The sequence below is a fragment of the Zetaproteobacteria bacterium genome (assembly GCA_003696765.1).
In the GTDB taxonomy this organism is placed as follows: Bacteria; Pseudomonadota; Zetaproteobacteria; order Mariprofundales; family J009; genus RFFX01.
Genome location: RFFX01000005.1, coordinates 70,902 through 91,405, shown reverse-complemented (window position 1 = coordinate 91,405; position 20,504 = coordinate 70,902). Strand labels below are relative to the sequence as shown.

The 20,504-nt window shown below is 70.0% G+C and carries 20 protein-coding genes; 17 read left to right on the top strand and 3 right to left on the bottom strand.

The window, feature by feature from the left end; all coding sequences use genetic code 11:
* Positions 1–95: 95 nt before the first annotated feature.
* Complete coding sequence (acs, locus tag D6682_00995) at positions 96–2,216, bottom strand: acetate--CoA ligase (GenBank protein ID RMH52900.1); 2,121 nt, start codon at positions 2,214–2,216, stop codon at positions 96–98.
* On the opposite strand from acs, the gene D6682_00990 reads away from it, so the two are divergent.
* The 17 genes from D6682_00990 (at position 2,215) to D6682_00910 (ending at position 18,360) form a co-directional block, all read left to right on the top strand.
* Complete coding sequence (locus tag D6682_00990) at positions 2,215–2,547, top strand: stress response translation initiation inhibitor YciH (protein RMH52899.1); 333 nt, start codon at positions 2,215–2,217, stop codon at positions 2,545–2,547. The genes acs and D6682_00990 overlap by 2 nt on opposite strands.
* 168 nt (positions 2,548–2,715) lie before the next feature.
* Entirely contained in the window at positions 2,716–3,687 is a 972-nt protein-coding gene (locus D6682_00985; protein RMH52898.1) for a radical SAM/Cys-rich domain protein, read from the top strand.
* Complete coding sequence (locus D6682_00980; GenBank protein RMH52897.1) at positions 3,626–4,090, top strand: NUDIX domain-containing protein; 465 nt, start codon at positions 3,626–3,628, stop codon at positions 4,088–4,090. Before D6682_00985 ends, D6682_00980 begins: the two co-directional genes overlap by 62 nt.
* A gap of 77 nt (positions 4,091–4,167) precedes the next feature.
* Complete coding sequence (locus tag D6682_00975) at positions 4,168–5,619, top strand: TolC family protein (protein ID RMH52896.1); 1,452 nt, start codon at positions 4,168–4,170, stop codon at positions 5,617–5,619.
* Positions 5,619–8,702 carry an efflux RND transporter permease subunit gene (locus D6682_00970; GenBank protein RMH52895.1) on the top strand — a complete coding sequence of 1,028 codons (3,084 nt, stop codon included), beginning with the start codon at positions 5,619–5,621 and terminating at the stop codon, positions 8,700–8,702. Before D6682_00975 ends, D6682_00970 begins: the two co-directional genes overlap by 1 nt.
* A 158-nt stretch (positions 8,703–8,860) precedes the next feature.
* On the top strand, positions 8,861–9,190 hold the full coding sequence (gene grxD, locus D6682_00965) for a Grx4 family monothiol glutaredoxin (GenBank protein ID RMH52894.1): 330 nt from the start codon (positions 8,861–8,863) through the stop codon (positions 9,188–9,190).
* 72 nt (positions 9,191–9,262) lie between these two features.
* Positions 9,263–10,636, top strand: coding sequence for an RNA polymerase sigma-54 factor (gene rpoN, locus D6682_00960; protein ID RMH52917.1), 1,374 nt, complete (start codon positions 9,263–9,265; stop codon positions 10,634–10,636).
* 108 nt (positions 10,637–10,744) lie between these two features.
* Positions 10,745–11,314, top strand: coding sequence for a ribosome-associated translation inhibitor RaiA (gene raiA / locus D6682_00955; protein ID RMH52893.1), 570 nt, complete (start codon positions 10,745–10,747; stop codon positions 11,312–11,314).
* A gap of 48 nt (positions 11,315–11,362) precedes the next feature.
* On the top strand, positions 11,363–11,794 hold the full coding sequence (locus D6682_00950; GenBank protein ID RMH52892.1) for a PTS sugar transporter subunit IIA: 432 nt from the start codon (positions 11,363–11,365) through the stop codon (positions 11,792–11,794).
* Between the two features lies 1 nt (position 11,795).
* Positions 11,796–12,785, top strand: a complete 990-nt coding sequence (hprK, locus tag D6682_00945; GenBank protein ID RMH52891.1) for an HPr(Ser) kinase/phosphatase — start codon at positions 11,796–11,798, stop codon at positions 12,783–12,785.
* A gap of 170 nt (positions 12,786–12,955) precedes the next feature.
* Positions 12,956–13,840, top strand: coding sequence for an RNase adapter RapZ (gene rapZ, locus D6682_00940; GenBank protein ID RMH52916.1), 885 nt, complete (start codon positions 12,956–12,958; stop codon positions 13,838–13,840).
* Positions 13,841–13,842: 2 nt separating this feature from the next.
* Positions 13,843–14,253, top strand: a complete 411-nt coding sequence (locus tag D6682_00935) for a PTS fructose transporter subunit IIA (GenBank protein RMH52890.1) — start codon at positions 13,843–13,845, stop codon at positions 14,251–14,253.
* A gap of 6 nt (positions 14,254–14,259) precedes the next feature.
* Positions 14,260–14,547 (top strand): HPr family phosphocarrier protein, encoded by a 288-nt coding sequence (locus D6682_00930; protein RMH52889.1) that lies wholly within the window; start codon positions 14,260–14,262, stop codon positions 14,545–14,547.
* A gap of 7 nt (positions 14,548–14,554) precedes the next feature.
* Positions 14,555–16,330: a phosphoenolpyruvate--protein phosphotransferase gene (gene ptsP / locus D6682_00925; GenBank protein RMH52888.1), complete on the top strand. Its 1,776-nt coding sequence runs from the start codon at positions 14,555–14,557 to the stop codon at positions 16,328–16,330.
* Positions 16,327–17,496 (top strand): Na+/H+ antiporter NhaA, encoded by a 1,170-nt coding sequence (gene nhaA / locus D6682_00920; GenBank protein ID RMH52887.1) that lies wholly within the window; start codon positions 16,327–16,329, stop codon positions 17,494–17,496. Before ptsP ends, nhaA begins: the two co-directional genes overlap by 4 nt.
* A gap of 136 nt (positions 17,497–17,632) precedes the next feature.
* Complete coding sequence (locus D6682_00915) at positions 17,633–17,965, top strand: hypothetical protein (protein RMH52886.1); 333 nt, start codon at positions 17,633–17,635, stop codon at positions 17,963–17,965.
* A 143-nt stretch (positions 17,966–18,108) separates the two neighbouring features.
* Positions 18,109–18,360 (top strand): hypothetical protein, encoded by a 252-nt coding sequence (locus D6682_00910; GenBank protein ID RMH52885.1) that lies wholly within the window; start codon positions 18,109–18,111, stop codon positions 18,358–18,360.
* A gap of 42 nt (positions 18,361–18,402) precedes the next feature.
* Here D6682_00910 and argF read toward each other — a convergent pair whose 3' ends face one another.
* Positions 18,403–19,308: an ornithine carbamoyltransferase gene (gene argF, locus D6682_00905; GenBank protein ID RMH52884.1), complete on the bottom strand. Its 906-nt coding sequence runs from the start codon at positions 19,306–19,308 to the stop codon at positions 18,403–18,405.
* A gap of 8 nt (positions 19,309–19,316) precedes the next feature.
* Positions 19,317–20,498 carry an acetylornithine transaminase gene (locus D6682_00900; GenBank protein ID RMH52883.1) on the bottom strand — a complete coding sequence of 394 codons (1,182 nt, stop codon included), beginning with the start codon at positions 20,496–20,498 and terminating at the stop codon, positions 19,317–19,319.
* Positions 20,499–20,504: the final 6 nt, after the last annotated feature.

The window sequence follows — 20,504 nt, the reverse complement described above, 5'->3', positions numbered from 1 at the left end:
GGTCTTCGATCCCCTTACAAATCCGTCGGTTGCGTCTGCAACCTCCGGATTTGCGCGACCCTCCATGGTCGCGATGATGGTTTCTTGCGAAACCATCATGGCTTGCGTCCGTCGTCACGCAGGTGCTCGACCACACCGAGGTCCTCCAGGGTGGAGATGTCCTGCTTGATCTCGCGGCCTGCGGCGATGTCGCGCAGCAGCCGGCGCATGATCTTGCCCGAGCGGGTCTTGGGCAGGCCGTGGGCGAAGCGGATCTCGTCGGGTTTGGCGATGGGGCCGATCTCCTCGGCCACATGGCGGCGCAGCTCCTGTTTGAGCGCGTCGTCCCCCTCCTCCTGCTTGAGGACGACGAAGGCGAAGATCGCCTCCCCCTTGATCTCGTCGGGGCGGCCGACCACCGCCGCTTCGGCCACCGCCGGATGTGAGACCAGCGCCGACTCGATCTCCATCGTCCCCAGCCGGTGTCCGGAGACGTTGAGCACATCGTCGACCCGGCCCATGATCCAGAAGTCGCCGTCGCCATCGATGCGCGCGCCGTCGCCGGCGAAGTAGTACCGGCCGCCGAAGCGGCGCCAGTAGGTCTCGACGTAGCGCCGATCGTCCCCCCAGATGGTGCGCAGCATCGACGGCCAGGGTTTGGTGATGGCCAGCAGCCCGCCCCCCTCGCGCACGGGGCGGCCGGAGCTGTCGAGCACCGATGCGTAGATGCCGGGCAGCGGTCGGGTCGCCGAGCCCGGCTTGAGGGTGGTGGCGAAAGGCAGCGGGCTGATCATGTGGCCGCCGGTCTCGGTCTGCCACCAGGTGTCGACGATCGGGCAGCGGCCGCCGCCGATCACCCGATGGTACCAGATCCACGCCTCGGGGTTGATCGGCTCGCCCACCGTGCCCAGCACCCGCAGGCGGGAGAGGTCGTGCCGCTTCGGCCACTGGTCGCCGGCCTTGATCAGGGCGCGGATGGCGGTGGGGGCGGTGTAGAAGATGGTGACGCCGTGGTCGGCGCAGATCTTCCACAGCCGCCCCGGATCGGGCCAGGTGGGCACCCCTTCGTAGAGCAGGGTGGTGCCGCCGCAGGCCAGCGGGCCGTAGACCGAGTAGGTGTGGCCGGTGATCCAACCGATGTCGGCGGTGCACCAGAACAGGTCGCGCCCGGGGTGGAAGTCGAAGCTCCACAGCATGGTCAGCCGCGCCCACAGCAGGTAGCCGCCGCTGGCGTGGACGATCCCCTTGGGCTTGCCGGTGGAGCCGGAGGTGTAGAGGATGAAGAGCGGATGCTCCGCCTCCATCGCCTCGGCCGGACAGTGGGCGGGCTGCTGCTCCAGCAACGATTGCCAGTCGAGATCGCGCGCCTCGTTCCAGTCGATTGCGTTGCCGGCGTGGCGCACCACCACCACCCGTTCCACCGAGGGGCACCCCTCGGCCAGCGCCGCATCGACATTGGGCTTGAGCGCATGCACGCCGCCGCGTCGCCGGCCGCCGTCGGCGGTGATCACCAGCCGGGCGCCGGTATCCTCGATCCGCTCGCGCAGCGCATTCGGGGCGAAGGCGCCGAAGACCACCGAGTGGATGGCGCCGATGCGGGCGCAGGCCAGCATGGCCACCGCCGCCTGCGGGATCATCGGCATGTAGAGCACCACCCGATCGCCCTTGCCGATGCCCAGCGCGCGCAGTCCGTTGGCCGCGCGGCAGACCTCTTCGAGCAGGCTGCGGTAGCTGATGCGGCGCACCTCTCCCGCTTCACCCTCCCACAGGATCGCGGTGCGCTCGCCCAGGCCGGCCTCCACATGGCGGTCGAGGCAGTTGTCGCACACATTGAGCGTGCCGTCGTCGAACCAGCGGTAGAAGGGCGGGTTGAGGTCGTTCAGCACCTGGGTGAAGGGCTGTTGCCAGCGCAGGTGCTCCCGGGCCAGCTCGGACCAGGTGCCGAAGAAGTCGGCGTCGAAGCGGGCGCGCAGCGCTCGATACTGATCGAAGCCGCGGACGTTGGCGTCGTTCGACTCCGGCGGAGGGAAGGTGCGGGATTCGTCGAGGATGGAGAGGATGGCGTCGGTCACGAAGGGCTCCTGAATGATTGCATCGCAAAACGTCCGTCCATGGACCTTTTGCACGACGGGAATCGGGGATGTGGGGATCGCGCCAGCGCGGGAAGGTTGGTGCGGGGAGCTTCCCCCCCGTAAGCTTGGCGCGGTCGGGAGCGAATGCAAGGAGGCGCAGGCCATGGAAGATCGGGTGTTGGTCTATTCCACGGAGACGGGGCGCGTAGCCCGCAAGCGGCGGCGCAAGGTCGATGCCGCGCCGGCGGCGGTGCCCGGCGGCGGGGTGGTGGTGCGGCGCGAGAAGAAGGGGCGCGGCGGCAAGGAGGTGACGGTGGTGCTGGGGCTGCGTGCCGCTCCGGATGCGCTGAAGGCGCAGGCCAAACGACTCAAGGCGGCGATCGGCAGCGGCGGCACGGTGAAGAACGGCACCATCGAGATCCAGGGCGACCACTGCGCGCGGGTGATCGCCCTGCTCGCCGAGGAGGGGATCGAGGCGCGCCGGGGTGGTGGGTGAAAGAACGGGCCGCCTTGTACGACCAAGCGACCGATCCACGGATGGGGGTGTGGTGATCCGCTGCCGCCGGTGTCGCCAGAAGCCGTCATCCGCGACCAGGACGGTTGCGTTCTTCTATTCTCGTCGAGCAAAAAGTCCACGGAGGGACTTTTTGCGATTCCATCATCTATGATTGAAACCCTGCCCCATCTCAACCGCATCGGCTTTCCGACCATCGCGCGGGAGGAGTTGCGCACGCTGCAGGTCAATCTCGGCTACCGCTGCAACCAGCGCTGCCGCCACTGCCATGTCGCCGCCGGCCCCCATCGTCAGGAGATGATGAGCCCGGAGAATGTCGCGGTGGTGATCGACTTCCTCGCCTCGGCGGCCATCGACACCCTCGATCTGACCGGCGGCGCCCCGGAGCTCCATCCGCTGTTCCGCCGACTGGTCACCGCGGCGCGGCGGCAGGGAGTGCGGGTGGTCGACCGCTGCAACCTGACCGTGCTGGAGGAGCCGGGGCAGGAGCAGACCGCGCGCTTTCTGGCCGATTGCGGGGTGGAGATCGTCGCCTCGCTGCCTTGCTATCTGCCGGAGAATGTCGACCGTCAGCGCGGGGTCGGGGTCTTCGATGCCAGTATCCGCGTGCTGCGGCGGCTCAATGCATTGGGCTACGGCCGGGGCGGCGATCTGCGGCTCAACCTGGTCTACAATCCGCAGGGGGCGGTGCTGCCGCCGGAGCAGAAGGGGTTGGAGGCGCGCTACAAGGAGGAGCTGGGCGCCCGCTACGGTATCGCGTTCGATCGGCTCTTCGTCATCACCAACATGCCGATCCGCCGTTTCGGCAGCACGCTGCTCTCCCGGCAGGGATTCGACGACTACATGGCGCTGCTCCACGCCGCCTTCCGACCGGACAACCTCGATGCGGTGATGTGTCGCGGCCAGTTGAGCATCGACTGGCAGGGGATGGTCTACGACTGCGATTTCAACCAGATGCTCGGGCTGCCGGCCGGGCTCGGCGGCGGAAGCAACATCCACCTGTCGCAGGTCGACCCGCAGGCGGTGTGCGGCGCGCCGATCCGGGTGCTCGACCACTGCTATGGCTGTACCGCCGGTCAGGGGTCGAGCTGCGGCGGGGCGCTGGAAGGGGATGGCGCCTGAGCGGCGCGTCTCACTGGTGCTGCTCTGCGACGGGGCCGGGCGGGTGCTGCTGCTCAGGCGGCCGCCGCGGAAACACTGCGCCGGGCTCTGGTCACTGCCCGGCGGCAAGCAGCGGGCGGGGGAGTCGGCGCTGGCCTGCGCCCGGCGCGAGCTCTTCGAGGAGTGCGGGGTGCGGGCGGATGGGTGGCGGCTCTGCCACCGCTGGCGCTACGACTACGGGGGGAGGGGGGGCGCTGCGCCCGGACGGCTTGCCTTCACGCTCTTTGCCGCCCGGATGTGCGGCCCGGCGGAACGGGTGCGGGGGGAGTCGGCCTGGGCCTGGTTCGATCCGGCGGCGGTCGAGGCCGCGCAGCTGCCGCCGGCCAATGGGGCGATCATGCCGCTGACCCGCTGGCTGGTGTGATGTGATCCTAGCGGGCGGCATTGGCGGCGGTGGTGCGGGGCCACTAGCATCGCCGCGTGTTATTCCGACTGCTGGTCATGGTGTTGCTTCCCCTCAGCGCGCACGCGCTGTCGCTGGAAGAGGCGGTGGAGCAGGCGTTGCGCCGCCACCCCGACATCACCCTGGCCCGATTGGCGCCGCTGCTCGATCAGGCGGTGCGGCTGCAGCTGGAGGGTATGCTGGACGGTCGTCTGGGGCTGACCGCCGCCGCATCGGACAGCCGCATCCGCACCGTCAGCCCCTTCGCCGCCCGGCAGATCACCGACATTCAGTTCGGCTACCGCTACGACCAGCCGCTGGAGAACGGCGATAGGGTCGGCGTCGGCTTTGCGATGGTGCGCGACCGGCAGAAGTTTCCCGCCTCGCTGCCGCAGGCCTTCCAGCCGTCGCTCAATCCGCTCTACCAGAGCCAGGTCGACTTCTCCTGGCGCAAGCGGTTGCTCAAAGGGCGGGGCAACCCCGACTACCACGAACAGCTGGCGCGCAACCGCGCCTCCGAGGAGGCCGACCGCTGGCGGATTTCGGTGGTGCGCCATCAGCTTGCCGGTCAGGTGGTGGCCGCCTTCTTCCAGCAGCGGATCGACCGCATCCAGGTACGGCTGGCCCGCGACGCCCGCGACCGCGCCCGCAAGCTGTTGCGCTACCAACGCCATCGTGAGGCGTTCGGCCTGATCGAGCCGGCCGACCGGTTGCAGAGCGAGGCGTTGCTGGCGACCCGTACCACCGAGCTTGCTCAGGCGGAGGCGGCGCTGGCGGCCAGCCGGGTGGTGTTGCAGCGGCTGCTGGGGAGCGATCGGCCGCCGACGCGGCTCGTCCTGGTCGATGGGGGGGCTCCCTCCTCCCCGCCGCCGCTGGCCGAGCTCGAGCGGATCGCCCGCCGCCATCGGCCGGAGTTCCGCATGCTGCAGGCGCAACTGGCCGCCGCCGACGCCGCGCTGGCCCTCGCCCGGGCCGAGGATCGGCCGCAGCTCGATCTGGTCGCCCAGGTGGGGACACGGGCGCAGGAGGGTCGCTTCGAGCGGGCCTTCCGCTCCGGCCTGTCGCTCAGCCACCGCTTCGCACAGCTCTCGATCGAGTTCTCCGACGAGATCGGCGGCCATGCGGCGGAGGGGGCGGTGCGCCGGGCGGAGCTGCAGCGGGAGCAGGTCGAGGCGCAGATCGCCCAGGCCGCGCGCAAGGTGGGGGACGATCTGGCTGCCATCCGCACGCGCATCGCCAGTGGGCGCAAGCTGCTGCACGGCCATGCGATGCAGGTGGCCGCCGAGCGGCGCAAGTTCGCCGCCGAGATGGCGCGCTACCGCGCCGGCCGCAGCGACACCGCCACCGTCATCCAGTTCGAGGGGGATCTACGCCGCGCCGAACTGCAGCAGGCGCTGCAGCGCGAGGCGCTGCGGCTGGCCGAATACCAGCTCAAGCTGGCCCGCGGCGACTGGCCGGTGGTGGCCCGGTTCGACGAGGATCGGAGCGGGGGGCGCGCCGCCGCGGAATGATGCAACCGATCATCGCCTTCTTCGTCCGGCGTGGGCTGCTGGTCAACCTGGTCTCGCTGCTGTTGCTCTCCGGCGGCATCTACGCAGCACGCTCCATCCAGCGCGAGGCCTTCCCCAGCGTCAACTTCGATGTGATCGTCATCAGCGCCGCCTGGCCGGGGGCCGCGCCCGGCGAGGTCGAGTTGCAACTGGTCGATCCGATCGAGCAGGAACTCAAGGGGATCGACGGCATCGACGAGATCCACTCCTCCGCCTATCCCGGTTCGATGGTGATCACCATCCAGGTCGATCCCGACTATCAAGACCGTTCGCGGCTGGTCTCCGACATCCAGCAGGCGATCAACCGCGCCCAGTTGCCGGCCGATCTTCCCGCCGACCCGACGATCACCGAGGTCAAGTCGGAGCAGGCGCCGGTGTTGTCGCTCACCCTCTTCGCCGACATGGATGAGCTGGCGCTCAAGCGGGTGGCCGATGCGGTGGAGGACGATCTGCGCGACATCCCCGGGGTATCGAAGGTGCTGGTACAGGGGGGGCGCAAGGAGGAGATCCGCATCGTGCTCGACCCGGAGAAGATGGCGGCCAACCGGGTCTCGATCGCCGATGTGCAGCGGCTGATCCAAGGATGGAACGTCAACGCCCCCGGCGGCCGGATCAAGCTGGATGCGGGGCAGCGGGTGCTGCGCATCACCGGGGAGCTGAAGGACGCCGCCGACGCCGCGGGGCTGGTGTTGCGTGCCAACGACCGCGGCGACGTGCTGCGCCTGGGCGATGTGGCCGCCGTCACCACCGCGCTGGTGCGGCCGCAGCGGATGATCGCGGCGATGGGGCGGCCGGCGATCAACATGATCGTCCTCAAGAAGGGGGATGCCGACATCATCAACCTGGTCGACCGGGTCAAGGCCTATCTGAAGAGGGTGCCGGCGCGCTACGGCGTGCAGGTGCGCACCTATAATGACTTCTCGCTCATCACCCGGCTCAGGCTCGGGGTGCTGACCAGCAACGGCGCCATCGGTTTGGTGCTGGTGCTGCTGGTGCTGATGCTTTTCCTCCGCCCCGGTGTGGCGCTGACCACCGCCTGGGGGCTGCCGATCATCTTCTTCTCCGGCCTGCTGGCGCTCTACCTGCACGGGGTGACGCTCAACCTCCTGACCATGTTCGGCTTCATCATGGTGCTCGGCCTGATGGTCGATGACGCGATCATCATCGGTGAGAATGTCACCTGGCACATGGAGCAGGGGGTGAAGCCGGAACGGGCGGCGGTGCACGGAACCTGCGAGCTGCTCGGCCCGGTGAGTTCCACCGTCCTGACCACCATCGTCGCCTTTCTGCCGCTGATGCACATGGACGGCATCATCGGCAAGTTCATCTACTCGATTCCGGTAGTGGTGGTGGTGTTGCTCCTCTTCTCCTGGTTGGAGGCGATCCTCATCCTGCCCAACCACATCCGTGACGTGGTCAATCCCGACCGCCACCCGAAGGAGCGGGCGCTCTTCCTCTGGCTGGTGGAGCGTTACGGCCGTCTGCTGGAGCTGGCCGTACGTTGGCGCTACCTGACCATCCTGCTCTCGTTCGCCGGTCTGGCCGCCGCGCTGGCGCTTGCCGCCCACATGAAGTTCCAGCTCTTCCCCTCGGGGGCGGAGAGCCAGTTCTATCTGCGGGTCGATGCACCGGTCGGCACCACGCTGGAGGAGAACTACCGGCTGCTCTCCCGCATCGAGACCGAGGTGCGCAAGAGGGTCGATCCGAAGATCCTGGAGACCACCACCCTGATCGCCGGCGAGAACAGCGCGGATCAGCGCGAGACGATGAAGCAGGTGGGCGACCGTTTCGGCTTCGTGCGGGTGATCCTGACGCCGTTCACCGAGCGTACCGTCTCCGCCTACAGTGTGATGGACCGCATCCAGCGCGAGGTGCCGCCCCTCTTCCCCGAGGCGCGGATCAGCTTCGCCATGATGAAGCCGGGGCCGCCGGTGGGGCGGGCGCTGCAGGTGGAGCTCTCCGGCGGCGACGAGGCCGCCCGGGCGCGGGTGGCGCGGCGGCTGATGGCGCGGCTGCGCGCCATCCCCGGCACGCTGGCCGTCGAGAGCGATCTGGAGGGGGGCGATCCCGAGTACCACGTGGTGCTCGATCGGGCGAAGGCGGCCTACGCCGGCGTCGATCTGGCCACGGTGGCGCTGCACATCAAGGCCGCCTTCGACGGCCTGCGCGTCTCCACCATCCGCAATACACGCGAGGAGCGCGATGTCACCATCCGCTACCCCGACGCGTTGCAGCACGACATGAAGACGCTGATGGAGCTGGAGATTCCCAACCGGCGCGGCGGGCTGGTGCCGCTCTCCCGCATCGCGCGGCTGGAGCAGGCGCGGGGGGCGACCACCATCCGCCACAAGGACGGGCGGCGCATCGTCGATGTCTCGGCCGAAGTCGATCCCAAGGTGCTCACCTCCAAGGCGCTCAACGCGCGCATCAGGGCGGAGCAGGCGGCGTGGATCGGGGCGGACCGGGCGGTGCACGCCCATTTCGGCGGCGAGCAGGAGCGCAGCGAGGAGAGTGTGCGCGGGCTGGTCTTCAGCTTCTTCTTCGCGCTGTTCGGCATCTTCGTCATCCTGGCGGTGCAGTTTGACAGCCTGGGGTATCCGATTCTGGTCATGCTGGCCATCCCCTTTGGCCTGATCGGCATCGTCGTCGGCTTCTTCCTCCACGGCGAGCCGCTCTCCTTCATGGCCATGATGGGGTTCGTCGCCCTGACCGGGGTGGTGGTCAACAACTCGCTGGTGATGGCGGTCTTCTTCCAGCGGCTGCTCGCCCAGGGGGTTCCCTGGCGCGAGGCGGTGGTGGAGGCGGGCAAGCGGCGACTGCGGGCGGTGCTGCTTACCGCGATCACCACCGTCGTCGGGCTGCTGCCCACCGCCTACGGCTGGGGGGGCTTCGATCCCTTCGTGGCGCCGATGGCGCTGGCCCTCTCCTGGGGGTTGCTCTTCTCGACGGTGATCACGCTGGTGTCGATTCCGGCCGCCTTCGGCATCGCCCGGGACGGCGCGGCGGTGCTGGCGGTGCTCGGCGCGAAGCTGCGCCGCCGTTGAGTGGGCGCGTTCGGCCGTCGCGTTTGCGGCCGTGCGATGGTATGATTCGGCCGTAGGACTTGGGCGGGGGTGGTACAGATCCGGCGCCGGCAGGATGCGCGCAGCGGACCCGCCCGGGAGATGGGGCCACGGACGGGCTTGTTGTGACGGGATTCGCGATGGGGATTCAGGAGAAGATCGACCGTCTGGTCAAGGAGAACCGCATCGTGCTGTTCATGAAGGGGACACCGGAGTTCCCCCAGTGCGGCTATTCGCAGCAGGTGGCGGCGATCCTCGACCATCTGGGGTGTGACTACGTCGCGGTCAACGTGCTGCTCGACGACGCCGTGCGGCAGGGGGTCAAGGAGTATGCCGACTGGCCGACCATCCCCCAGCTCTATGTCGACGGCAACTTCATCGGCGGGTGTGACATCGTGCGCGAGATGTTCGACAGCGGTGCGCTGCAGCGGCTGCTCGCCGGCCGGGGCTCCGGCGACGCCTCGGAGTGATCGCCCGCGCGGCGCCGCCGGTTCGGCCGTCGTGACCCCCCTCCCCCCGGTGGAGCGCCGTTGATGGCGGCGGTGCGGACCTCGGTCCACCAGAAGCTGGGCCAGCATCTGGCCCTGACGCCGCAGCTCACCCAGAGCCTCAAGCTGCTGGCCATGAATGCGGTCGAGCTCGACCACTACATCGAGCAGCTTCTGGAGACCAATCCGCTCTTGGAGGCTGAGGAGCGGGGGGGCGGGGAGGAGCTCCTCTCCCTGGAGGAGGCGGCCGACGAGCCTCTGCCGGTGGGCGGGTCGGGCGATGATCGCTGGGAGACGCTCTACCGCTATGGCGGCGGCGGATTCGACGAGGAGCGCGAGGCGCAGATCCGGCGTGAGCAGTCGTTGAGCGAATCTCTGCACGAGCAGATCGACCGCGAGCCGATGCAGGAAGATGCGCGCGCCATCGCCCACATGCTGATCGACTCCCTCGACGAGGATGGCTACTACCGTGACGACGGCGCCGCGTTGGCCGAGGCGGCCGGCACCACCCCGGAGCGGGTCCATGCGGTGCTCGAGGAGGTGGTCCATCAGCTGGAGCCGGCGGGGATCGGCGCCCGCGATCCGCTGGAGTGCCTGTTGCTGCAGTTGGGGGAGCGTGCGGTCGACGGCTGGGCGCGCCGGTTGCTGCTCGACGCCGCCGACCACCTGATGGATCCGGACGAGACGCTGGCCGGGCGCGTCGGGCTGACGCCGCAGCAGGTCGCCGCCGCCCGCGCCCGGCTCAAGCGGCTCGACCCCTTCCCCGGTCACGGCATGCGCGGCCATGCTCCGGTCTATATCAAGCCGGAGCTGATCTTCCGGATCAACGCCCAGCGCGAGATCGAGGTGGAGGTGCCCGACAGCGGTTGGCGCGGCATCACCATCAACGATCGGTGGCAGGGGCGGAAGTGGCAGGGGGCCGACCGCGCCTTCATGGATGCCGCCAGAAACGAGGCCAAGTGGCTTCTCTACGCGCTCGAGCAGCGCAAGGAGAGCCTGTTGAAGGTCGGGCTGGTCCTGGCGCGCCGTCAACGCGCATTCCTCGAGTACGGGATGATCGGGATCAAGCCGCTCACCCTGCAGGACGTGGCCGAGGAGGTGGGGCTGCACGAATCGACCGTCTCCCGGGTGACCAACGGTAAGTACGCCCAGACCCCGATCGGATTGATCGACATGCGCCGCTTCTTCTCGCCCGGGCTGCCCACCCGCGGCGGCGGGTCGATCTCGGTTTATCGGGTGATGCAGCGCATCCGGGCGTTGATCGCCTCCGAGCCGCCGGACCGCCCCATCTCCGATCAGGCGATGGCCGAGCGGTTGCAGGCCGAGGGGATCGAGATCGCCCGTCGGACGGTGGCCAAGTATCGTGAACAGATGGGGCTGCCGACCAGCAGCCAGCGCAAGCGGGCGCGGGCGCGTTCGCCGGCGTAACCGTCGTCCGCCGGCTTCCCGCGAGTCCGGCGGGCAGGGAGACCCGGCCCACGGAGGGGCCTTTCGCGATCGGATTGGGACCGACGAACCAGAACCAAGGAGAACCGAATGAACATATCGATCACCGGACGCAACGTGGAGCTGACCGAGCCGCTCAAGGCCTATGTCCATGAGAAGCTGGGCCATCTGAAGCACTCCTTCGACTACGTCGTCGATGTCCGGGTGGTGCTGCGGGTCGACCGCTTCCGCCACTACTGCGAGGTGACCATCCAGGCCAACAACATCGTGATCAACGCCAGCAAGGAGACCGAGGACATGTACGCCTCGATCGACGGCGCCATCGACAAGATCAACCGCCAGCTCAAGCGCTACCGCGCCAAGCTGCGCAAGCATCAGAAGCGGGGGGAGGGGCGCCGCGCCGGACGGCGGGTGGCGGTGTCGCGCAAGGTGCTGCGCCCCCCCGCCGACGAGGAGCTGGCCGAGGATCATCTGCCGGAGACGGTGCAGCACGAGGTGATCCATGCCGAGCCGATGGACGTGGACGAGGCGGTGATGCGGCTCGAGCTGGGCGAACACAACCATCTGCTGGTCTTCAACAACATCACCACCAACAAGCTCAACATCCTCTACCGCCATGGCGACGGCACGATCAGCTGTCTGGAGCCGGAGCTGGAGTAGGGGGATGGTCCCGCTCCAGCCGCACCGCCTCCGCGTCGACAGGGGGAGATGCGGCCGGTGATCGCACCGGAGAACGTGATCCTCGACTCCCGCGCAGGCAGCAAGCGGGCGGCGCTCTCCGAGATGATCGGGCGGCTGAAGTCAATGGATCCCGATCAGGTGATGGAGCTGGTCATGGCGCGGGAGCGGCTCGGCAGTACCGGCATCGGCCACGGGGTGGCGCTGCCCCACTGCCGGATGCCGGGGTTGACCCGGCCGGTGGTGGTGCTGTTGCGCCACCGCCGCGGGATCGATTTCGACGCCATCGACGGTCGGCCGGTCCACCTGGTGGTGCTGCTGCTGGTCCCCGACGACGACGACCGCGGCCACCTCGATCTGCTGGCCCGGCTGGCGCGCCGGCTGCAGAGCGCCGATCTGCGCCGGCGGCTGATGGAGCTGGAGGATCCGGAGGAGGTGAGCGCCCTCTTCCGGGAGGAGTGAGATGGAGGCGCCGCCGCCCACCCCCACGCCGCAGCGCATCACCATGCGCGAGCTGCTGGAGCGCTGGGGCGGGACGATGCAGCTGCGCCTCATCGCCGGTGCACAGGGGTTGGGGCGCTACATCGATCATCCACGCATCCAGAAGCCGTCGCTCGCCTTCGCCGGTTTTCTCTGCAACCTGCACGATTACCGGTTGCAGGTGATCGGCAACACCGAGCTCGCCTTCCTCCAGACGCTGAGCCCAGAGCGGCGGCGCGAGGTGGTGGAGGCCACCTTCGCGCTGCGGCTCGCCGGGGTGGTGATCACCCGCGGTGTGGAGCCGCCCGAGGTGATCCGGCGCGCCGCCGAGGCGACCGACACCCCGCTGCTGGTCACCCCGATGAGCTCCGGTCGGTTCATGACCGACATGACGCTGCTCCTCTCCCACCGGCTGGCGCCGGTGATCCACCAGCACGGCGTCTACCTCGACATCTTCGGCCTCGGCGTGCTGCTGATCGGTGCGAGCGGCATCGGCAAGAGCGAGATCGGCCTCGAGCTGGTGGCGCGCGGCCACCGCCTCATCGCCGACGATGTGGTGCAACTGGCGCGCGAGGGGGCCGACGTGCTGGTCGGGCGCAGCCCGGAGGCGCTGCGCGGGTTCATGGAGATCCGCGGGATGGGGGTGATCGACATCCGCAGCCTCTTCGGCGCCGGCTCGGTGACGCCGACCAAGCGGCTGCAGCTGGTGGTGGAGCTGGTCCACTGGGACGACTTCTCCGAAGAGGAGCGGCTGGCGCCGGCCGACGACACCATCGAGCTGCACGGCGTGGAGGTGGCGCGGACGCGGTTGCCGATCCGCCCCGGCCGGTCGATGGCCATCCTGGTGGAGGTGGCGGCGCGCAACCGGCTGCTCAAGCTGAGCGGGGTGGACAGCAACCGCGCCTTCAACGAGGCGCTTCGGCGGCGCATCGGAGCGGGCACAGCGCAGCCGTCGGATGCTCCGGCGGGGTGATCGTCGATGGAATCGCAAAACGTTCGTCCATGGTGGGTTGGCTCGGCGGCGATCGAGGTTCGCGCCTTTCGATCTCCTTACAAAACAGTAGGATGCATGCGCAGGCTTCCGTGTTGCGTGATCGTCCCGGTCGCGGATGACGGATTCTTGCGCACCCATCGTTGCCCATGCTGATCATCGTCTCCGGCCTCTCCGGCGCCGGCAAGAGCACGGCGCTGCACACGCTGGAGGATGAGGGGCTCTTCTGCACCGACAACCTGCCGCCGGAGCTGCTCGAGGAGTGGGCGCGCGTCGCGCTGCGCAACCACGAGCACGCCGCCGTCTGCGTCGATGTGCGCAGCGCCGAGTCGACCCGGCTGCTGCTGGACGACCTCGGCCGCCAGATGGATGCCCACCCCGACTGGCTGCTGCTCTTCATCGAGGCGGATGCCCAGTCGCTGCTGCGCCGCTTCTCCACCGTGCGCCGCACCCACCCCTTCGCCCCCGCCGTCCCGGTGGACGAGGCGATCGCCCGGGAGCGGGATGCGCTGGAGCCGTTGCGCCGGCGCGCGACGCAGCTACTCGACAGCAGCGGCCTCAACCCCTACGAGCTGGCCGATCTGGTGCAGCAGTTCTGGCAGCGCAACCACGACGGCGGCTCGGCGACGCCGCAGCTGCTCACCACGCTGGTCTCCTTCAGCTATCAACGCGGCCTGCCGCAGGAGGCGGACATGGTGGTCGACGTCCGCTTCCTGCCCAACCCCCATTACGAGGAGGGGATGGCCCGGCTGACCGGTGCCGATCGGGAGGTGGCCGCCTTCCTGCGCGGCCAGCCCCAGACGGCGGCGCTGCTCGACCGGATGATGGGGTGGCTGACCATGATCCGGCCGCAGATGGAGCGCGAGCGCAAGCGCCACTTCACGCTGGCGGTCGGCTGCAGCGGCGGGCGCCACCGCTCGGTCTTCGTCGTCGAGGAGCTCGCCGGCTGGATGGCGGAGCGTCCCGATGCGTGGCTCCCCTGTGTGGTGCGCCACCGTGAGCTGGGGCGGCAACGCACGCTGCAGGCGGCGGGCTAGCGGTGGTCGGCATCGTCATCGTCGGCCACGGGCGGTTGCCCGAGGCGCTCTTTTGCGCCGTCGAACATGTGCTGGGGCCGCAATCCGCGATGGAGTACATCAACGTGGCACCCGACGACGATCCGGAGGAGGTGGGCCGGGCGCTCACCGCCGCCGTGGATCGCTGTGACGGCGGCGACGGGGTGATCGTCTGCGCCGACATGTTCGGCGGCACGCCGTGCAACATCGCCCTCGGCCTGCTCGATCCGGGGCGGGTGGAGGTGGTCTCCGGCATCTCCCTGCCGGCGTTGATCGCCATGGCCAGCGAACGCGGCGGGCGCGGCGGGCCGGAGCGGGTGGCGCGAAAGGGGGTGGCCGGCGGCCGGCGCTATCTCTGTCCGGCCTCCACGCTCCTCTCCCGGAGCGGCGGGTAGCGTCGGGTGGGCTCAGCCGGCGGAGAGCATCGGGTGGAGGTGACCATCGGCAACAGGCTGGGGTTGCATGCCCGTGCGTCGGCGAAGCTGGTGGCCCTGAGCAACCGCTTCCGCAGCGAGATCTCCATCACCAAGGGGGGGGTCTGCGTCAACGGCAAGAGCATCCTCGGGGTGATGATGCTGGCTGCGGCCAAGGGGGAGCGGTTGACCCTCACCGCGCGGGGCGACGATGCCGAGGCGGCGGTGACGGCCCTGGCCGGGCTGATCGCCGACCGCTTCGGGGAGGAGGCGTGAACGCAGCCTGCTCCTCCGGGGCCCGCGCGGCGGGGTGTGGCGGCGGGGAGGGGGGCGCGTGAGCGATCCCGCGCCGCGGCGGCGGGAGGGGCGGGCGGTCGCCGCCAGCAGCGGGGTGGTGATCGGGCGGGTGCGGCGCATCGGCCCCCTGCAGCGGCGGGCACCGCGCTACCGGGTCGATCCCGCCGCGGTCGATCGGGAGCTGGCCCGTTTCGAGGCGGCGCGCCGGGCGGCGGTCTCCCAGGTGGAGCAGGAGCTACAGGCGCTGGAGCAGGTGGCCGACGGCAATCCGGCGCTGCTGCTCAGGGCCCACCTGCTGCTGCTCGAGGATCGGGCGTTCATCGAGGCGGTCACCCGCCAGATTGTCGGAGAGCGGCGCAACGCCCATTGGGGGATCCATTGCGCGATCGAGCGGATGGTGCCTGTCTTCGACACCGGGCGCGGGGAGCCCTCCCTGCAGGAGGTGCGCACCCAGCTCGACCATGCCGGCGGCAGGATCATCGCCCATCTCACCGGGGAGGGGGACGGCGGGGAGCAGCCGCAGGAGCAGGAGGGCGCGGCGACGGTGCTCGTCGCCGAGGAGCTGCCGCTGCCCGACGTCGTCACCTGGTGGCGGCGCGGGGTGGCCGGGATCATCTCCCTCTCCGGCGGGGCCAACAGCCACGTCATCGTCATGACCCGCGGCATCGGGCTGCCTGCACTGGTCGGCATCGATCGCGACGCCTTCGGTGAGGCTTGCGACGGCGACGGGGTGATCCTCGACGGTGAGCGCGGCTGCTGGATCCTCCACCCCGACGCCCACGACCTGATCCATTACCGCCGCTTTCGCAGCGCGATGGGCCGGGCGGTGGCGCGGCTGGCCACCTATGCCGGCCAGGAGACGGTCACCTGCGACGGCCGGCGGGTGCGGCTGATGTGCAACGTGGAGTTCCCGCAGGAGATGGAGGCGGCCTTGCGGGTGGGGTGCGATGGGATCGGTCTGTTGCGTACCGAGTTCGCCTTCCTCACCGCCCGCACCGCCCCGGACGAGGAGGAGCAGTACGCCTTCTACCGCCGCTTCCTCGACGCCATCGGGGAGAAGCCGGTGACCATCCGGCTGCTCGATCTCGGCGCCGACAAGCTGCCCGCCTTCCGGCGGGAGGATGGATACCGCCGCCATGGCGAGAATCCGGCGCTGGGACTGCGCGGCATCCGGCTGCTGTTGCGCGCCCCGCAGCTGCTGCGTCCGCAACTGCGGGCGATCATCCGCTGCGCCGCCGCCGGGCGGCGGGTGCGGCTGCTGGTCCCGATGGTGACCCACGTCGCGCAGATGGAGGCGTTGCGCGCCGCGCTGGTGGAGGAGATGGCGGCGTTGGGGCTCCATCCCGAACTGCCGGTCGGCGCGATGATCGAGGTGCCGGCCGCGGTGCTGATCGCGCGCGAGCTGGCCGTGGTCTCCGATTTCTTCTCCATCGGTTCCAACGACCTGATCCAGTACACGCTGGCCGTCGACCGCAGCGACGAGGAGGTCTTCGCCGACGGTCTTCCCATCGCCGACCATCCGGCGGTGCGGCGGTTGATCGCCATGGCCGCCGAGGCGGCGGTCGGGGCGGGGATTCCGATTTCCATCTGTGGTGAGCTGGCCGCGGTGCCGGAGTGGAGCGCTACCTTGCTGCGGATGGGGATCGACGAGCTGTCGATGAGCGCCGGGCGGATCCTGGCGCTGCGCCGCCACATCTGTCAGCTCGATCTCGGCGGGTCGGCGGCGGACGACGGCGCTCGGCGGGAGGGGGGGCGGCGGTGACGGGCGGGTTGCGGCGGTTTCTCGCGTTGGAGTCCTCCGGCGGCATCCTCCTCTTCCTCGCCGCGCTGGCCGCCGTGGCGATGAAGAACTCGCCGGTCGCCTTCCTCTACGACGCCCTGCTCGACACCCCGGTGGCGCTGCGCGTCGGCGCGCTGGAGATCGCCAAGCCGCTCCTGTTGTGGGTCAACGACGGGCTGATGGCCCTCTTCTTCTTCCTCATCGGGCTGGAGCTCAAGCGCGAGGTGGTAGAAGGCTCCCTCTCACGGCCGTCGCGGCTGATGCTGCCGGTGGTCGCCGCCGTCGGCGGCATGGCGATGCCTGCGGCGATCTATGCCGCGGTCAACCACGCCGATCCCTCGGCGTTGCGCGGCTGGGCGATACCCTCGGCCACCGACATCGCCTTCGCGCTGGGGGTGCTGGCGCTGCTCGGTCGGCGTGTGCCGCGGTCGCTGAAGCTCTTCCTGATGGCGCTGGCCATCGTCGACGATCTGGGGGCGATCGTCATCATCGCCCTCTTCTACTCCGGCGCCCTCTCGGTCGGCGCGCTGGCCGTCTGCGCCGCGGCGGTGGGCGGGTTGTGGTGGCTCAACCGGCACGGGCGGGCTACGGTCGGCCCCTATCTCGCGATCGGCCTGATCCTCTGGGTGTCGGTGCTCAAATCGGGGGTCCACGCCACCCTGGCCGGAGTGGTCGTCGCCCTCTTCATCCCGCTGCGGGGGAATGGGCGGGAGGGGCTGCTCCGGCGGCTGGAGCGGCGGCTCCATCCGTGGGTCACCTTCGGGGTGCTCCCCTTCTTCGCCTTCGCCAACGCCGGCATCCCCCTGGCCGCGCTCGCTCCGGGGATGCTGTTGCATCCGGTCTCGCTCGGCATCGCCTGCGGGCTCTTCTTCGGCAACCAGATCGGTGTCTTCGGCGGAAGCTGGCTTGCCGTCCGGCTGGGGCTGGCCGGGCTGCCCGAGCGGGCGGACTGGCTGCAGCTCTACGGCATCGCGCTGCTCTGCGGCATCGGCTTCACCATGAGCCTCTTCATCGGATCGCTCGCCTTCGAGCAGGGGATGGAGGCGGTGGTCGACGAGCGGGCGGGGATCATGGTCGGCTCGCTCCTCTCGGGGCTGGCGGGAAGCGGGGTGCTCTGGTACGCCGGCCGGAGGGGGCAGGGTGGCTGAGGTGGGGCGGAGTCGGAGGGCGGCGGGGGTGCCGGCGGCCGCCCTCCTGTTTTGCGCGCTCGCGCTCTGCCCTCCGCCGGGGTCGGCGGCGCGGACGGGGCCGGAGGCCGCCGACCCCTACAGCAGCAGGGCACCGGTGCGGGCACCCTATGCGACCCCCGCCGATCCCTACGGGTCGGCGATCGATCTCGATCGGCTGGTCGCCCGGCTCAAGGCGACGCCGGCGATCGGCTTCTTCACCAAGCTCGCGCTCCGGTCGGACGTGCTCGATCTGCGCCGGCGGATCGAGCATGCACGGGCGGCGGGCGAACGCGGGCGGATCGCGCATACGCTGCGGCGGGAGTTCGACGGGCTGGTGCTCAAGATCCTCGCCCTGCTCGACGAGGATCCGGCGCTGGCGCGCGACATCTACCGGGCCCGCGAGGCGATCTGGCACAGCCTGGTCGCCGATGCCCGGTCTGGGGGCTGACGCCCCGGCCGGCCGGGGGATCCGCGGCCACGGAGGGCTGCGCGGTGTTCGGGGATCGAGGGCGTAGCCTTGCGATCGCCGTTGAGCAAACAGTCCATGGAGGGAGTGGTTGCGGTGTGATCATGTGGATGAGACGATGGAGGATGGTCTGGTTGCTGCTCGGCGCCGTGCCCATCCTGGCGCCGGTCGCCGCGCAGGCGGTGCGTGAGGAGGAGGATGTCGCCACCACCATCAAGCTGCGCGGCTACGACTGCCCCGGCCGGGTGGTCCATGACCTGACCCGCCGCAGCCGGTCCGACGGCGGCAGGGAGGTTGAGGCGACCTGCAGCAACGGCCGGCGCTTCCGCATCACGGTCGACGGCGAGGGGCGGCTGCGGGTGACGCCGCTGCGCTGAGGGGGGCCTCCGGCGGGGGCGGGGGCGCGCGGCGCCCTCGACTTACAGCAGCAACATCTCGAGCAGCGCCTTCTGGCTGTGCAGGCGGTTCTCCGCCTCGTCCCACACCACCGACTGCGGCCCGTCGATCACCTCGGCGGCCACCTCCTCGCCGCGGTGGGCCGGCAGGCAGTGCATGAACAGTGCCGTCGGCCTGGCCCGGGCCATCAGCGGGCCGTCGACCCGGTAGCCGGCGAAGGCTGCCGCCCGCTGTTGCCGCTCCTCCTCCTGCCCCATCGAGGCCCAGACATCGGTGGTGACCAGATCGGCCCCCTCGGCCGCCTCGGCGGGGTGTTCGACCAGCTCCACCTCCGCCCCGCGGGCGCAGGCGCGATCGATCAGCGCCGCATCGGGCAGGTAGCCCGGCGGGCAGGCCAGTCGCAGCCGGTAGCCGAAGATCGGCGCGCCGTCGATCCAGGCGTGGGCCATGTTGTTGCCGTCGCCGATCCAGGCCACCCTCCTGCCGCTGATGTTGCCCCGGTGCTGCTCGAAGGTCATCACATCGGCGAGGATCTGGCAGGGGTGGATGTAGTCGGTCAGTGCGTTGATCACCGGCACCGAGGAGTAGTCGGCGAAGCGACGCAGCGTCTCGTGGGCGAAGGTGCGGATGCAGATGGCATCGACCATCGAGGAGAGGACGCGGGCGCTGTCCTCCACCGGCTCGCCCCGGCCGAGCTGGCTGGTGCTGGCGTGGAGGAAGATGGCGTGGCCGCCGAGCTGGAACATGCCGGTCTCGAACGCCACCCGGGTGCGGGTGCTCGCCTTGTCGAAGATCATGCCCAGCACCTTGCCTTCGAGGGTGCGGTGGGGCTCGTTCCGCCGCTGCAGCCGTTTGAGTTCTGCGGCACGCACCAGCAGCCACTGACCCTGATCCCGGTCGATGTCGCTCAGTTGCAGAAAGTGGTTCATGGGTGCTGCTACTCCTTGGTTCGGCTCGCATCATCCAGCGCGGCGGCGAGGATGGCCAGCGCCTGGTCGATCTCCTCTTCGGTGATGATCAGCGGCGGGATCAGCCGGATCACTTCGGGGCCGGCGGCGACCAGCAGCAGCCCGCGCGCCCGGGCGGCGTCGATGATCGGGGCGACCGGGCGGCCGCAGTCGAGGCCGAGCAGCAGCCCGCGGCCGCGCACCTCCATCGGCATTCCCGCCGGCGCCGTTGCCGCGATCCGCTCCAGCCCCTGCCGCAGGCGCGCCCCCATCGTCCGGCAGTGGGCGAGCAGCCCAAGCCGGTCGATCTGGTCGAGCACGCAGCAGGCGGCGGCGCAGGCCAGTGGGTTGCCGCCGAAGGTCGAGCCGTGGCTGCCGGGGGTGAAGGCACGGGCCACCTCCTCGCCGGCCAGCATGGCGCCGATCGGCACGCCGCCGCCCAGCCCCTTGGCCAGCGTCAGGATGTCGGGGCGGATCTTCGCTTGCGCAAAGGCGAACATGGTGCCGGTACGACCGATGCCGGTCTGCACCTCATCGAGGATCAGCAGGATGCCGTGGCGGTCGCACAGCGCGCGCACCCCGGCGAGGTAGTCGGGAGCGGCCGGACGCACGCCGCCCTCGCCCTGGATCGGCTCCAGCATCACCGCCGCCGTGGTGTCGTCCACCGCTTGCTCCAGCGCCGCCAGATCGTTGAACGGCACATGGACGAAGCCCGGCGGCAGCGGGTCGAAGCCCTGCTTGACCTTCTCCTGCCCGGTGGCGGCGATGGTGGCCAGTGTGCGGCCGTGGAACGAGCCGAGCGCGGTGATGATCGTCCGGCGCGATTGCCCCTGCTGGTGGAAGAAGCGGCGGGCCAACTTGATCGCCGCCTCGTTGGCCTCGGCGCCGGAGTTGCAGAAGAAGGCGCGCTCCAGCGTTGATGCGGCGGCCAGCCGTGCGGCCAGCTCCTCCTGCTGCGGGATGCGGTAGAGGTTGGAGCAGTGCAGCAGCCGTCCGGCCTGTTCGGCGATGGCGCGGGTGAGCGCCGGGTGGGCGTGGCCCAGGGTGTTGACGGCGATGCCGGCGGTGAAGTCGAGCCAGCTTTGCCCGCGCGCATCCTCCAGCCGGCAGCCGCGGCCGCGCACCGGCGCGATGGGAAGACGGGCGTAGTTTTCCATCAGATGGTCGGCCATTGCGCG

Bases quoted from the DNA above. Each gene is read 5' to 3' on its own strand.
- D6682_00900 (RMH52883.1), bottom strand. From the start codon at position 20,498: ATGGCCGACCATCTGATGGAAAACTACGCCCGTCTTCCCATCGCGCCG.
- D6682_00980 (RMH52897.1), top strand. From the start codon at position 3,626: ATGGCTGTACCGCCGGTCAGGGGTCGAGCTGCGGCGGGGCGCTGGAAG.
- D6682_00950 (RMH52892.1), top strand. From the start codon at position 11,363: ATGCGGCCGGTGATCGCACCGGAGAACGTGATCCTCGACTCCCGCGCA.
- D6682_00985 (RMH52898.1), top strand. From the start codon at position 2,716: ATGATTGAAACCCTGCCCCATCTCAACCGCATCGGCTTTCCGACCATC.
- argF (RMH52884.1), bottom strand. From the start codon at position 19,308: ATGAACCACTTTCTGCAACTGAGCGACATCGACCGGGATCAGGGTCAG.
- acs (RMH52900.1), bottom strand. From the start codon at position 2,216: ATGGCCTGCGCCTCCTTGCATTCGCTCCCGACCGCGCCAAGCTTACGG.
- D6682_00975 (RMH52896.1), top strand. From the start codon at position 4,168: ATGGTGTTGCTTCCCCTCAGCGCGCACGCGCTGTCGCTGGAAGAGGCG.
- D6682_00910 (RMH52885.1), top strand. From the start codon at position 18,109: ATGGTCTGGTTGCTGCTCGGCGCCGTGCCCATCCTGGCGCCGGTCGCC.
- D6682_00990 (RMH52899.1), top strand. From the start codon at position 2,215: ATGGAAGATCGGGTGTTGGTCTATTCCACGGAGACGGGGCGCGTAGCC.
- raiA (RMH52893.1), top strand. From the start codon at position 10,745: ATGAACATATCGATCACCGGACGCAACGTGGAGCTGACCGAGCCGCTC.
- grxD (RMH52894.1), top strand. From the start codon at position 8,861: ATGGGGATTCAGGAGAAGATCGACCGTCTGGTCAAGGAGAACCGCATC.
- D6682_00970 (RMH52895.1), top strand. From the start codon at position 5,619: ATGCAACCGATCATCGCCTTCTTCGTCCGGCGTGGGCTGCTGGTCAAC.
- hprK (RMH52891.1), top strand. From the start codon at position 11,796: ATGGAGGCGCCGCCGCCCACCCCCACGCCGCAGCGCATCACCATGCGC.